This window comes from Brachybacterium sp. P6-10-X1 (genome assembly GCF_001969445.1).
In the GTDB taxonomy this organism is placed as follows: domain Bacteria; phylum Actinomycetota; class Actinomycetes; order Actinomycetales; family Dermabacteraceae; genus Brachybacterium.
Map to the genome: position 1 here is coordinate 3,683,471 of NZ_CP017297.1, position 15,145 is coordinate 3,698,615.

A 15,145-nucleotide genomic window follows, 5' to 3' on the forward strand; every position below is an offset into this window, starting at 1 on the left:
TGTGGCGATCAGTGATGCCCTGTACGTGGTCGAGGACTGGATCAGCGAGCACTACTTCACCTCCGACGACGCGTCGAAGACCTTCACCGCCCGCACGAAGGCGCTCACCCAGCAGTGGCGCGCCGCGGGGGAGGAGGATCCGGATTGGCACAGCCCGCGCGAACGGTTCACCGCCGCCCGCAACGGACTCGTCAGCCGCCTGCTGGACCTGCAGGCCGATGCCGCAGACCTTCCCGGGACCGCGAGCCCGATCGAGCGCCGGGAGCTGCTGGGGGAGCGGTCCGTGGCGCTCGCCGACGAGCTCCGCACGATCCTCGGATACTCCGAAGAAGCCACCGATGACAGGGCCCCGGGCCGCTGGGACGTGACCACCACCGGCCCGCTGCGCCGCTACGCGACGCGTGGCGTGGAGGAAGCGCCCTTCGCGATGCTGGATGCGCTCGCGGCCGACGACGTCCAGGACGTCCTCGCCAAGCAGGTCGGCCACCTCCCGGCCGACGTGGTCCTCCACGAGGGCACCGACGACGAGCAGCGCCTCACCACGGTCCCGCAGGTGCTCTCGGCCCTCTCGATCAGCAAGGACGCCCCGGAGTTCGTGCTCGTGATCGCCGGGCGCTTCGCGGTGCTGACCTCCTCGCAGCTGTGGCCGCAGGGACGGTATCTCGTCGCGGACGTCCAGACCATCGCCGAGCGCAACGATCTGAAGCGCGGCGGCGAGGTGGAGCGGATGCTCGCCGCCCTCAGTGCGGACTCCCTCGCCCCGGACGCGAGCTCGCAGATCTGGTGGGCCGACACCGTCCAGGAGTCGATCGACAACGCCGTGGGCGTCTCCGAGGACCTTCGCGACGGGGTGCGGGAGAGCATCGAGATCATCGCCAACGAGGTGATCCGCCGCCGCGAGGCGCAGGGCCTTCCCCCGCTGCCGCAGGACCAGGCGCAGCCGCTGGCCCTGCAGTCCCTGCGCTACCTCTACCGGATCCTGTTCCTGCTGTACGCGGAGGCGAGCCCCGAGCTGGGCGTGCTGCCCGTCGGCGCGCCGGAGTACCAGGCCGGCTACTCCGTGGACCGCCTGCGCGACCTCACCCAGCGCGAGGTGCCGCTCGATGCCGCGAGCGGCACCTACCTCTATCGCTCCCTCCAGGTGCTCTTCGACCTCATCAACCAGGGCCACCACCCGAAGCATGAGCAGGCCGACGGTCCCGCTGAGCACGGCAGCGGCGCCCTCGTCTTCGAGAACCTCGACGCGGACCTCTTCCGGGGGGACCGCACCGCCTTGATCGACGAGGTCCGGCTCGGCAACCAGGCCCTCCAGGCCGTACTCGAGAACTTGCTCCTCTCCCGGGTGAAGAAGGGCAAGAACCGCGGCTTCATCAGCTACGTGGCCCTGGGCATCAACCAGCTCGGCGCCGTGTACGAGTCCCTCATGAGCTACACCGGTTCCTTCGCGGAGCAGGACCTCGTCGAGGTCGCCAAGGGCGGCGATCCGAAGGACGGCTCCTGGGTGGTCCCGGAGGACGTCATCGACGACTCCATGACCCAGTACCTCGTGATGGTCGAGGACGAGAGCGGGAAGAAGGTGCCCCGCACCTACCGGCACGGCGAGTTCGTGTTCCGTCTCTCGGGCCGTGCCCGTCAGCAGTCCGCGAGCTACTACTCCCCGGAGGTCATCACCTCCTTCACCGTCTCCCAGGGCCTCGCCGAGCTGCTCGACCCCGTCGTCACCGACGAGACCGAGCTCTCCGAGGGCCCGGTCGTGTTCGACGACGAGGACTTCGATCACGAGCCCATCCGACGGCGCCGCACCACCGCCGCGGAGATCCTGGACATGTCGATCTGCGAGCCGGCCCTCGGCTCCGGCGCGTTCGCGATCGAGGCGGTGCGCCAGCTCGCCACCGAGTACCTCGCCCGGCGTCAGGACGAGCTAGATCAGCGCATCGACCCCGAGCAGTACGCGGAGGAGCTCCAGCGGGTCAAAGCCTTTATCGCCCTGCACAACGTGTACGGCGTGGACCTGAACCCCACTGCGGTGGAGCTCGCCGAGGTCTCGCTGTGGCTGGACACGATGGCGCCGGGCTTGAAGGCGCCGTGGTTCGGGCTGCGCCTGCGCGCCGGCAATTCGCTCATCGGTGCCCGTCACGCCGTGTACTCCGCGGACACGTTGAAAGACGCTAAGCTCAAGGCCGTCATCGAGTCTGCCCCTGAGGACCTGCCGGTCGCTACTGTCCACGACCAGCCCGACGCCGACGGCTCCCGCGCCGGTGTCACCGACAAGATCTTCCACTTCCTGCTGCCGGGGGAGGGGTGGCTCGCCACCGCTTCGGATGCGGAAGTCAAGAGGCTCGCCCCTGATGAGGCGAAGGCGCTCCGCGACCACGCGAAGCGTTGGACCCGCCAGCTCACGAAGACTCAGCTGGCGCAGCTGCAGACGCTCTCGCAGCGGATCGAGGAGCTGTGGGGCCTCGCGTTGCGCCGCATCCGTGTCGCGGAGGAGCAGTCCCGCCGCGCCATTCCCGTCTGGGGCGCGGAGACCAGCGAGGGTGGGGAGGTCACGAGAAAGCAGATCGAGGAGACGCTCGCGGATGCGAACTCCGCCTACCAGCGTCTGCGCCTGGTGATGGATGTCTGGTGCGCAATGTGGTTCTGGCCCGTTCTCCCGGGCGACGAGATCGCCCCGCCGACGTTCCCCGAGTGGCTCGAGACGGTGCAGAAGGTCCTCGGCACCTCGCTCGAGGTCGTGAAGCATACGACGAAGTCCAAGGGCCCGGGCGAGGGGCAGCTCGCGCTCGGCAGTGCCGAGGCTTGGGAGCAGCTCGACATGGTCGAGCTGATGTTCGGCGCGGGCGGCGCCGCGAACATCGGCCAGCTCATCGAGCAGACGCCGTGGCTGAAGCGTTGCACCGAGATCGCCATGGAGCAGCGGTTCTTCCACTGGGAGCTCGACTTCGCCGCCGCCTTCGACCGAGGCGGCTTCGACCTGCAAGTGGGGAACCCGCCGTGGGTGCGGCCTCGTCCTGATGTGGCTGCGTTGCTGGCAGAGTTCGATCCGTGGTGGGTGCTGACGAACAAGCCCTCGAACACGGCGAAGAAGGAGCGACGCGAGCTGACACTTGCCCGAGGCGGGGCGGCAGAATCGGTGCTGCTCGGATCCCGTGATGTCGAATCGCTCGCAGCGTTCGTCGGCTCGGGAGCGATGTATCCGGAGATGGCGGGAACCCAGCCTGACCTCTACCGAAACTTCATGGCACGCACCTGGTCGCATTCCGCTGCGACAGGCATCGTGACGCTCGTGCATCCGCCTACTCACCTCACGGACGCTCGTGGCTATGCACTGCGGCTGGCGACCTATGGGCGACTGCGTCGTCATTGGCGCCTCGTCAACGAGCTCCAGCTCTTCGCCGAGGTGGACCATCACACCGTGTACTCGGTAAACGTCTACGGTGCTCGCCGCGAGGTCGACTTCTTCAGCGCGGTGGCGATCTTCCACCCCGCCGTGGTCGAGGGGTCGCTGCGTCATGACGGCTCCGGGCCGGAGCCTGGTTTCAAGAACGCGGACGGAAACTGGGACATCACCCCTCATCGGGCGCGAGTGCAGCGGAACCGACACGAGCAACTCGTGCTGTGGCATGCGCTGATGGAGTCGGGCAATGCCGAGGTGGTTGTGGAGTCGAGCCGTATGCTCTCGAGCGTCAACCATGCTGCGGCAGCGGTACTCGAGACCCTGTCGAAGGCCACGAAGGTCGGCTCCCTCGACCCTCAGTTCAGTCGTGGTTGGGACGAGAGCATTGATCGGGCAAAGGGCCGCTTCGAATCCCGCTGGGGAGCGCCGGACTCGTGGAAGGACGTGATCCTGCAGGGGCCGTACTTCCATGTGGGGATCCCTTTCGCCGCCGAGCGCAACGAGACGATGTCCAGCAACCTGGACTATTCGGCACTCGACCTCGAGGTTCTGCCGACGTCCGCGATCCCTGCGACGGAGTACAAGCCCCATTACGGTGAGAAGACGACGGCCGACGGCGAGGTCGTCGCGGACACCACCGTCTACGACACGGCCTACGGCACGTGGACGTACCAGATCACCCGCGACGGCAAGACCGTCACCGAGGAGGCCCCGGTCCGCGACCACTACCGGGTCATGTGGCGAGCGATGGCGGCGAGCACCGGGGAGAGAACGTTAATCCCGGCGGTATTTCCGCCCGGAACCGCCTCCGTTAATTCGGTGTTCTCGTTCGGTTTCCCAATTTCAGGGGCTTCGACAACCGTGCGAGTTGCCGCATCGATGGGGACCCTGCTCTCGGACTTCCTTGTCCGCGCATCGGTCGGTTCAGGGATCTATGCACCAGCCGTCGAGCGCTTGGCAGCGGTACCTGATGACCATGCGCTCACCGCTGCCGCCGCCCTCCGCACCCTCCGCCTCAACTCCCTCACCACCGCCTACGCGGATCTCTGGCGCGACGCCTTCGATTCGTCCTTCACCTCGGACGCCTGGACCGGCGGCCTGGACCGCCCGAATCGCCCAGCCCTCGGCGATGTCGGCCCGGAGTGGTCGATGGCTTCGCCGCTGAGGATCGACGAGGACCGTCGCCAGGCGCTGGTGGAGATCGACGCGATCATGGCGATCGTCACCGGGATTTCGATCGATGACCTGGTGACGATCTACCGCACCCAGTTCGGGGTGCTGAACGACTACGACCGCGGAGAGGGCAAGAAGGCGTACATCTTCGACGCGAACGGTCGACAGATCCCGAGCGCCGTACGCACCGCGTGGAACAAGGCGGGCCGGCCCGAGACGGGCCTGCCGCTCGAGGACCGCACCGCTGTGCACCCGAGCGCCACCGGCACCGGCCGCACCATCGTCTACGAGCAGCCATTCCGGATCCTCGACCGGGAGGCGGACATGCGCCAGGCCTACGCCGAGTTCACGCGGCGGATGGAGGAGAACCCCTCATGACGGAACTGCTCCCCACCCGGCAGGCCGCAGACCTGCGCCGCGCGGTCATCGACTACGTGACCACGGCGATCTCGCTCGCCGACCCGTCGGTCGCGAGCGCGCTCGACGCGTTCCTCACCGAGGAGCGGTCCGGGATCTTCCTCGGCCCCTACCTGCGCACCCGTCTGCCCTTCGCCGGCGGCAGCGACGCCGCGAGGGCTCGCGAGCTCGTGCCGAGTCTGCCGGAGTGGTTCGAGCCCTACGCCCACCAGGCCGCCGCCTTCTCCCGCCTCACCACCAGCCCGCAGGCGCCGGGGGAGCAGGACGAGGCCGGGTTCCGCCTCCCGCAGCCCACGATCGTCACCACAGGCACCGGCTCCGGCAAGACCGAGTCCTTCCTCTACCCGGTGCTCGACCATGCCGCCCGTGCTCGCAAGGCCGGGATCGGCGGGATCAAGGCGCTCATCCTCTACCCGATGAACGCGCTCGCGAACGACCAGGCAGGCCGCCTCGCGAAGATCCTCACCGAGAACCCCGCCTACCAGGGCCTTTCCGCGGCGCTGTACACCGGGGAGGCCTCGCATGAGCCCTCCACCGTGGTCACCGCGGACACGCTCATCACCGACCGCGAGATGATCCGCGGCAGCGCCCCGGACGTGCTGCTGACGAACTACAAGATGCTCGACCAGCTGCTGCTGCGCCGCGCCGACCGGCCCCTCTGGGAAGCCTCGGCCGCCTCACTCCGGTATCTGGTGCTCGACGAGTTCCACACCTACGACGGCGCGCAGGGCACGGACGTGGGTATGCTGCTGCGCCGCCTGCGCCTGGTCCTGGACCAGATCGCGCCCGGCCGCGTGCACCTCACCCCGGTCGCCACCTCCGCCACCCTTGGCGACGGGGCCGACGCCGCCACCGCCATGCTCGACTTCGCCCGCACCGTCTTCGGCACCGACATCGGCGAGGACGCCGTGATCACCGAGACCCGCGTGGACCTCGAGGAATTCATGCGTCCCTCTCGCGAGAAGGCCGCCGCTGCCGGAAGCCGTGCCGCGGGGGAGGGGGCGTCGCTGCGCCTCGAGCGTCACCCCGCCGCGGACTCGATGGCCACCGCCGTCCGCCTCCATCTCGAACCCGGGACCCCGCTCGACGTCGACGCCCTTACCGCGGACGTGCTGGATGTGCTCTGGTCCGCCGACGGCGACGACCCCGCGAGCGCCCTTGCCGCGCGCCGCGGGCTCACCCCACGTGACCTCCTCCTCGCCCACCCCCTCGTCGGCCAGATCTTCGACGCCACCCGCCACGCCACTGAGCTGCGAGAGCTCGCCGCGACCGTGCTCCCCTGGGTGACCCAGCTCCGCACCGCCGAGGGCTTCACCACCGCCCTGCTGGCCGTGCTCTCCCATGAGCGCGTCCGCAAGGGAGCACTCCGCAACTCCTTCCCGAACCTCGAGGCGCACTTGTGGCTGCGCGAGATCACCCGCGTGGACCGCGCCGTGACCACCGCCCCCGCATTCCGCTGGTCCGACGCGCTGGACGAGGACGAGGACCTCGCCCTGCCCGCCATCTACTGCCGCCACTGCGGCCGCTCCGGTTGGGGCGCGACCACCCGCGCTGTCGGCGACGACCTCGACCTGCGCCCCGACACCATCCGCAAGGACTCCGCGGAGAAGAACGGCCGCTTCCGCGCCCTCCTCCTCGACGTCACCACCACCGACGAGGACCCCGAGGTCTCGACCGAGGAGATGTCCCGCCGCCGCTACCTCAACCTCGCCTCCGCCACCCTCGACCGGTACGGTCCCCTCGAGGGTGACCTCGATGCCGCCGTGCTCCGCGTGCTCGTGCACGCCGGGCTCGACGCGGACAAGTACGCCAACGACCAGACCTGCCCCGCCTGCGGCGAGAAGGACGGCATCCGCTTCCTCGGCACGCGCCTCGCGACCCTGCTCTCCGTCTCGCTCACCAGCCTCTTCGGCACCCCCGGCCTCGACCTGCAGGAGAAGAAGGCGCTGGTCTTCACCGACTCCGTGCAGGACGCTGCCCACCGCGCCGGCTTCGTCGAGGCCCGCTCCTACAGCCTCACCATGCGCTCGGTGATCCACGACGCGCTGAGAACCGAGCCCGCGCCGATCAGCACCGTCGTCGAGCGGATGCTCGCCGACGCCACCACCGACGAGCAGCGCTACCGGCTGCTGCACCCCACCATCACCGACTCCGAGAAGCTCACCGCCTACTGGCACCAGGACCCGGACCGCCGCCGCGGCTATCGCACCCGAGACCGGGAACGGGCCGCGGCCCGCGTCATCAAGCGACTCACCTTCGACGTCGGCCTCGAGCTGGGGCTGACCGGCCAGGTGGGCCGCACCCTCCTGCTCACCGGCTCCGCCCTCGCCCAGGTGCGCGCCACCGACACCGAGATCGACCAGGCCGCCGAACGCGCCCTCGGAGCGAGCATCCGTCAACTGGACGGGGACGACTCGGCGGTGCGCCGCCGCTGGGTGCGCGGGATCCTCGAACGCCTCCGCACCCACGGCGCGATCGCCCACGGCTGGCTCACGCCCTTCCGCCGTGAGGGAGGGCCCGTCTACAAGCTGTGGGGCGGGCGCCCCGAGCCGGAGCTCATGCCCGCCTTCCCCACCGGTCGCGCCCTCCCGCAGCTGCCCAGCATCGGAAAGCAGGGCGCCCGCTGCGAGTTCGAGGACGCGACCGCCCGCTCCGGCTGGTACGCCGATTGGACCGCCCGGGCGCTGGCCCGTGACCGCGGCACCGCCTCGACCTTCCTGCGCCCCTTGCTCGATGCCCTCACCGAGCTCGGTCTGCTCGACGTCGTCGAGACGAGCAGCGGAGGCCTGCGCAGCTTCGCCCTCGTCCCGGACCGCATCGGGGCCTGCCTCCCCGCCGGCACCGCCGAGGACGCCACCCCCGTGCTCCTCTGCGACGAGTGCCGCGAGACCGTCACCGGCACCGACGCCGTCCTCTCCCCGCTGCAGGACGGGCCGTGCCTGCGTCACCGCTGCCCCGGAACCCTCCGCCCCCGCACGCTGAATGCGACCTACTACCGCAGCCTCTACCAGGGCGACATGCGCCGCGTCGTCGCCCGCGAGCACACCTCGCTGCTGACCACCGATGACCGCCTGACCTACGAGACGAGCTTCAAGAACAGCGAGCAGAGACCCGGCACCCCGAACGTCCTGGTCGCCACCCCCACTCTCGAGATGGGCATCGACATCGGCGACCTCTCCACCGTGCTGCTCGCCTCCGTCCCGCGCACCGTCGCCAGCTACCTTCAGCGTGTGGGCCGCGCCGGCCGACAGACCGGCAACGCCCTGGACGTCACCTTCGTCGCCGGACGCGGCCGCGCCGCCGGGCTCTACTACGACCCCCTCGACCTCCTGAACGGCACGGTCCGCGCCCCCGGTGCCTACCTCTCCGCCCAGGAGATCCTGCGCCGCCAGCTGCTCGCCTCGGTCCTCGACACCCTCGCCGGGGACGACCGCGTGCCACCGCCCGTCCGCACCACCCCCGTGCTCGCCTCCGCCGAGCCCGGCACCTTCCTCGGCCACCTCCTCGAGGAGACCCGGCGCAATGGCGAGCGACACCTCGAACGGTTCCTCGACCGCTTCACCACCGGCACCCACTCCTGGGACGGCCTCACCGACGACGCCCGCACCGAGCTGCGCGACTGGGCCCTGCCGCACGGGGACGGCCCCAGTGGGCTCGAGACCGCGCTGCGCGGAGCCGTCGAGCAATGGAACCTCAGCCGCGAAGAGCTGCGGCGCCGCCGTGCCCGGATCCAGGACAACATCGAGCAGCTCGAGAACCAGCCCGTCACCGACGAGCGCGCCGAGGCGATGGTCGCCCTCCGCGCCGAGGACCTCCTGATCTCCGCCGAGCAGGAGGAGATCGGCGCCGAGAGCGGAGCAGACACCAGCCTCACCGTCGAGGAGCTGGACAAGGAGCGCCGGCGGCTGCGCGGCCGGGCCGGGCAGCTCAGCGCCGAGGTCTCCGCCCTGGACAGCGCTCACTGGATCGGCGTGCTCGAACGCTACGGGCTGCTGCCCAACTTCACCCTCGTCGATGACGCGGTCCAGCTCGAGGCGACCGTCATCTGGAAGGACGAGGACGAGACCTGGAAGCACGAGCCTGTCAGCTACTCCCGCTCCGGCGCCGCGGCCCTGACCGAGCTGGCCCCCGGCGCGCACTTCTACGCGCACGGCCGTGAGCTCGTCGTCGACGCGGTCGACATCGGGATCGACGGCGCGGCGCTGCGCTCCACCGCGTTCTGCCCGCGCTGCGGTCTCGCTCACCAGTTCGAGAAGGACCAGCCGCCCCAGGCCTGCCCCAGCTGCCAGAGCGCGGAGATCGCCGACGCCGGCCAGCACCGCGACGTCATCGACCTCACCCGCGTCTACTCCACCATGAGCCGCAGCCGCACCCGCATCGGCGACGCCAAGGACGACCGCGAGAAGGTGCAGTTCGAGCAGGCGCTGTCGGTCTCCTACCACGAGGCCCGCACCGTCCAGCGCTGGAACGTCGTCGGCACCGGATTCGGGATGCGCCTGGACCGCGGCACCGTCCTCACCCGGTTGAACCTCGGCAGGCCCCAGTCCGGCACCGAGATGATCCGCATCTCCGGCGAGGACCGCACCGCCCCCGGCTTCCTGCTCTGCGCCCGCTGCGGACACCACGACTCCGACACCGCCGGGAACAAGGCGCAGGACCACCAGGCCTGGTGCGAGCTGCGCTACGCCCGCGAGGGCGACAACCGCCCCGCCCTCCTCTCCCGCACCCTGCAGACCGAGACGGTGCTGATCACCCTCCCGCCGGAGATCCTCGACGACGCCGCCGGCGACCTGCTGATGAACCTCGTCGCCGCCCTGCAGCTCGGCATCGAGACCCGCTTCGGCGGCAGCATCGGCAACCTCGAGGTGGACATCATCGCCCACCCCTCCCAGGCGGGACACCAGGCCGTGCTGCTCTCCGATACCATCGTCGGCGGCACCGGATACCTCTTCGAGCTCGCCTCCGCCCCGTCGGCCTGGGACGTGCTCACCGCCGGGCTCCGCGCCCTGGAGACTTGCCCCTGCCAGGACGAGGGCCTCGCCGCCTGCCACCGCTGCCTGCTGCCGTACGTCCGCTCCACCGCCTACGAGCACATGCGCCGCACCTCCGCGATCGAGGCGCTGCACATCTTGCTCGGGGGAGAGGACGCCCAGTCCGGAGCGATGCAGTGGACCGTCGAGGAGCGGGAGGTCGAGCTGACCGCCGTCACCGAGTCGCCGCTCGAGCGCCGCTTCCGCAACGCCTTCATCCAGGCGATGCGCGGCATCGACGGGGCCGACGTCACCACCCGCGGCTCTGACATCAGCGTGCGGCACGGTGGGCAGACGTTCACCCTCGCCTCGCAGGTCGACGTCGCCGGGTCCCGCCCCGACTTCGTCCTCACCTGGCCGAGCTGCGACGTCGCCGGCATCGCGATCTTCACCGACGGCCGCAGCTTCCATGCCACCGCCGCGAAGAACCGTGTCGCCGACGACGCGGTCAAGCGCATGCGGGTGCGCCGCGCCGGATACATGGTTCTCTCGATCACCGAGGCGGACCTCGACGAGGACGCCGCCCGCGACATCGCCCCGGAAGGCGCGCGTTCGAGCGGTGCGCTGCCGCCCTTCGTCGACGAGGGCATGGTCCGGCAGTGGGGCGACGGCGGTGTCCAGTACCGGGAGCTCGAACCGATGCTGCGGGCGACCCCGCTCGAGATCCTGGTCCGAGTCGTCCGACGAGCGAAGACCGACCGCCTGAGGCGCCTCGGGGAGGAGCTGCCCTACCTGCTCGTTCCCACCACTGACCGTTCCGCGCTGACGACCCCCGGGGAGGAGCCCGCCGAACGACTCGGCGCGAACCTCCTCGACGGGACGAAACCCGACGCTTTCACCGACCCGATGCGCCTCGCCGTGGTGCGCGGCCGCGACGAGCTCGCCGTCGTCGGACTGCTCGGCCCGCCGCGGCGGAGCCTCACCCTGGTCCTCGACGATCGCGAGGAGGCACTGCGCCGCGAGAGTTCCGCGGAGTCGTGGCGGGACTGGCTGCATCTGGCGAACCTCGCCCAGGGCGAGCCGCACGGCAGCTCCCTTCGCCTGACCACCAAGAGCCTCGTCGAGGCCGGCGTCGACGTGGCCTCGGACGACGCCCGCGCACCGCGCGTCCCGTCGGCCGAGGAGTCGACGGCGACCGCGCCCGCCACCGCGGTGCCGTCGCAGGCCGAGCGCGCCCACGAAGTGAGGCCGACGGACGAGCAGGTCGTGCCGGAACCGACCACGCTCCCCGCCGACTACGCCGTCGTCCCCGAGCACGGGGCTGGAGCGGAGGCACCGCTGTCCCCGGCCTGGCAGGAGGCGCTGGACGAGGCGTACGACGAGACCGAGAGGCAGCTCATCGGCGTCCTCGCACGGTACGACATCGAGCCGCCGGTGGTCGGCGACGAGTACGGCGCCGGCGTCCCGCTCGAGATCGCCTGGCCGGAGCGGAAGGTCGGCGTCACCACCTCGGAGCTCGAGGCCCGTGAGCGCGCCGCCCTCGAGCACGACGGGTGGGAGATTGTCGGACCCGACCCCGAGACTGTTCTCGCGGCACTGGAGCTGACCCCCGGAGGAGACTCATGAGCGACGGCATCATCGCCATCTCGGACACCTTCCTGCCCACCCTGCAGAAGGTGCCCCGGGAGGTGGCCGGCCAGGTCACCTCCACCCTCGACACGCTGCGCACCACGCCCGAGTCCCCGGGACTGCACGTCGAGCCGCTCCAGAACGTGAAGGACGACCGGATCCGGTCCGTCCGCGTGAACCGCAAATACCGGGTCCTCGTGTTCCGCCTGAACTCCTCCGGGCAGAACGTCTGGCTGGTCGAGGGCATCTACAACCACGACGATGCCTACGCCAAGGCGCGTACCCTCTACCTGCGGATGAACCCGGTCTCCGGTACCACCGAGATCCGCAGCGACGAGGACGCAGTCCAGACCGCTGGCGGCTACAGCGAGGAGGAGGTCCGTTCCCGCGCCGCCGCGCTCGCCGCGCAGATGGAGGCCGAGCGACTCGCCGAGCAGCAGGCCGCTGAGGCCGAGCAGATGACCGACGCCGAGCGAGCCTCGACCGCAGCTGGCGAGACCGATGCCGGGGTGGCGGCACCGTCGGGGAAGGATCAGGCTGAGCACGCTCAGCCTTCGACCGGTCCCGCCGCACATCCCGAACTCGCGCTCGACGTCGAGGAGACTCGTCGGCCGGCGCCATCGGTGCCGACGGGCCCGGTGCTCGCGGTGACCGCGCAGCAGCTCATCGATGACCTCGGCCTCGACCCGATCCTCGCCGAGCGGGCCGCGGACGCCGACGACATCACGCTCTACGAGCTCGCGGAGTCGACCAAGGGTTGGCAGGGCACTGCCCTGCTCGACCTCGCCACCGGCACCAGTCTCGAGGACGTGCGCGCCTCGTACTTCACCGGCGTGCGCGGCGGCAGCGCGGTGGGAACCCCCTCGGTCACCGAGGACGTCCTCGAATCGCTGAGCGCTGAGAAGTCCCAGGCCAACTACCGCCTCATCGAGGACGACACGGCGCTCGCCGAAGTGCTCGCCTCCGGCAGCTTCGAGGAATGGCGCATCTTCCTCCACCCCGAGCAGAAGACCTACGTGGAGGTGAACACCCGTGGGCCCTATCGCGTCACCGGCGGCGCGGGAACCGGCAAGACCGTGGTCCTGGTCCACCGCGCCGTGCGCCTCGCCCACACGGCGGCCGGAGCCGGCCAGATGCCCCGGATCGTGCTGACCACCTTCACCCGCACGCTCGCCGATGCGCTCGCCCAGCAGGTCCGCACTCTCGCCCCGAGCATTCCGCGCCCCGACGCGCTGGGCGCACCCGGCATCCATGTCACCGGCGTGGACCGGATCGCGCACGGAATCGTCACCACCGCCCAGGACCTCGCCCCGATGGCCGACGTGCTCGGCTGGACGACCCGCCGCCCGAAGTTCTCCCGCTACGCTCGCGCGTGGGCGACGGCCGTGGAGGCCGCCGCCGCAGCGGGTGCGCTCCGCGACCGCACGCAGCCGCACGTCACCCCCGAGTTCCTCCTCGACGAGTACCGCGAGATCGTGCTGCCTCACCGACTCCTCGAGGAGTCGCAGTATCTGCGCGTCTCCCGCACCGGCCGCGGCACCCGGCTGGGCCGTGCCCAGCGACGCGAGGTGTGGTCCGTGATCGCCGCCTACCGCGAGGGTGGGCAGCGCGACGCCGCCCTGGACTGGGACGAGACCTCCGCCGTCGCCGCCGCGATCCTGGACGCCCGGGCCGAAGCGACGGCGGCGCGGATCGCCGACCATGTCCTCGTCGACGAGGGACAGGACCTGCGCCCCACCCAGTGGCAGATGCTGCGCGCCTTGGTCGCGGAGGGGGAGGACGACATGTTCATCGCCGAGGACTCCCATCAACGCATCTACTCCAACCCCGTGAAGCTGGGCCGGTACGGCATCTCCATCCGTGGCCGCTCCCGGCGACTGAGGCTGAACTACCGCACCACCGCGCAGAACCTCGACTTCGCCGTCTCGATCCTGCGCGGCGGTGACTTCGACATCGCCGCCATGGAGGACGACGACCTGCCGGGCACCGAGATCACCCACGGCCCGGAGACCGGCACCTTCCGCTCGATCCGTACCGGCCCCGAGGTGACACTCCTGCCCGCCACCGACCTGCGGGACGAGATCGAGCAAGTCACCGCCCTGGTCCGTGACTGGAGCGAAAAGATCACCGCGCAGGGCGGGGACCCCTCCACGATCGGAGTGCTGACCCGCTTCAACAAGACCCGCGACACCCTCGTGCGTGCCCTCGACGATCGCGGGGTGCGCGTCGTCTCCGTCGACCGCAACTCGAGCTATCGCGGCGGGGCACCTCTCGTCATGACCTTCCACCGCGCGAAGGGCATGGAGTTCACGCATGTGGTGCTGTTCGGCGTGGACGACTCCTCGAGCATCGACCCGGCGCGCGGCGCGTATGACGAGCAGACCCGCGAAGCGGCAGAGCTTCAGGAACGGTCGCTGCTGTACGTCGGTGCGACGCGGGCAAGGGATCGGCTTGCCGTGGCGTGGGTGGGAGAGGCCAGTGGGCTGCTGGCGCAGGAGGAACCGGCCGCATTGCCCGCTCGGAGGGAGGACAGGGCAGGTAATCGATGACGGGGCGGCACATGAGCAGCTCAGCTCCTCTGGAGGTCACCAGATGTGACTGGAAGCCGTAGTTTGCAGCCGTGGTAGTTCCGTCCATGCTATATCGCCGTAGATATACCCTCGCTATGCTGGTCCCATGGACATCCGAGCAGAGCGAGAAGCCGCGGGGCTCACCCAGGCGGCGCTCGCACGTGCGGCGAGCGTTCCCCAGCCGAATCTCTCCGCCTACGAGAACGGGCGTCGCACCCCCAGTGCCGAGGTGCTCGAACGCCTTCGAGAAGCACTGCGTGTACGGCCGTCGTCTCGCATCGCACGCCATCGCGAGTCACTTCGTGACGTCGTCGAGAAGCATCGCGCAGCGAACCCCCGTCTCTTCGGATCGATCGCTCGGGGCGAGGACGGGCTGGACTCGGATGTCGACCTGCTCGTCGACTTTGCGGAGGACGCAGGGTTGTTCGATGAGATCGCGCTCCGTCTGGACCTGACGGAGCTGCTGGGGGCAAGGGTGGACGTCGTCGGCTCCGACTCGCTCCACGGCGCCTTCAAGGCCCGCGTTCTTGCCGAGGCGGTCGACCTGTGATGCGGGAGGCGTCGAAAGCCCTGGACACGGCCGAGCGGCTGCTCCGCACCTGCGACCAGGTCGCGAGAATTGTGGCGCTTGGACGGGAGCCCTTCGAGGAGGATCTTCGTACCCGGTGGGCGATCGAGATGGGACTCATCCGCTTGGGGGAGGAGGTCTCGCGGCTCCCCGAGCATGCCCGTGAGAGCTACCCCGATCAGCCATGGCGGATCATCATCGCGATGCGGAACATGGCCGCGCACCAGTACGACGATCTCACGTCGGATCGTGTCTGGAAGACGCTCACCGACGACATCCCCAGGCTGCGGGACTACCTCGCCGATGTGATGCTCCCGGGGCTCCGGGGCGAGGCTGGGAGGAGCTGACCCGCAGCACCTCCGTCAGGCCCGTGAGCATGCTCCATGGACACCATTCCCTCGCGCGTGATGGAGACCGGGCG

The 15,145-nt window shown here is 70.1% G+C and carries 5 protein-coding genes; all 5 read left to right on the forward strand.

The annotated features are described in order from the left end of the window. Nucleotide 1: 1 nt before the first annotated feature. The 5 genes from BH708_RS16470 to BH708_RS16490 all read left to right on the forward strand — a co-directional run bounded on the left by BH708_RS16470 (nt 2) and on the right by BH708_RS16490 (nt 15,071). Nucleotides 2-4,948 carry a restriction endonuclease gene (locus BH708_RS16470; protein WP_076810102.1) on the forward strand — a complete coding sequence of 1,649 codons (4,947 nt, stop codon included), beginning with the start codon at nt 2-4 and terminating at the stop codon, nt 4,946-4,948. After that, nucleotides 4,945-11,583: a DEAD/DEAH box helicase gene (locus BH708_RS16475; protein WP_076810103.1), complete on the forward strand. Its 6,639-nt coding sequence runs from the start codon at nt 4,945-4,947 to the stop codon at nt 11,581-11,583. Before BH708_RS16470 ends, BH708_RS16475 begins: the two co-directional genes overlap by 4 nt. Beyond that, nucleotides 11,580-14,135, forward strand: a complete 2,556-nt coding sequence (locus BH708_RS16480) for a UvrD-helicase domain-containing protein (RefSeq protein WP_076810104.1) — start codon at nt 11,580-11,582, stop codon at nt 14,133-14,135. Before BH708_RS16475 ends, BH708_RS16480 begins: the two co-directional genes overlap by 4 nt. A gap of 127 nt (nt 14,136-14,262) precedes the next feature. Next, on the forward strand, nt 14,263-14,706 hold the full coding sequence (locus BH708_RS16485; RefSeq protein ID WP_076810105.1) for a helix-turn-helix domain-containing protein: 444 nt from the start codon (nt 14,263-14,265) through the stop codon (nt 14,704-14,706). Further along, nucleotides 14,706-15,071, forward strand: a complete 366-nt coding sequence (locus tag BH708_RS16490) for a DUF86 domain-containing protein (protein ID WP_076810106.1) — start codon at nt 14,706-14,708, stop codon at nt 15,069-15,071. Before BH708_RS16485 ends, BH708_RS16490 begins: the two co-directional genes overlap by 1 nt. The last annotated feature ends 74 nt before the right edge of the window (nt 15,072-15,145 follow it).

Coding starts and splice junctions, on each gene's coding strand:
- BH708_RS16475 (WP_076810103.1), top strand. CDS start 4,945: ATGACGGAACTGCTCCCCACCCGGCAGGCCGCAGACCTGCGCCGCGCG.
- BH708_RS16480 (WP_076810104.1), top strand. CDS start 11,580: ATGAGCGACGGCATCATCGCCATCTCGGACACCTTCCTGCCCACCCTG.
- BH708_RS16485 (WP_076810105.1), top strand. CDS start 14,263: ATGGACATCCGAGCAGAGCGAGAAGCCGCGGGGCTCACCCAGGCGGCG.
- BH708_RS16490 (WP_076810106.1), top strand. CDS start 14,706: ATGCGGGAGGCGTCGAAAGCCCTGGACACGGCCGAGCGGCTGCTCCGC.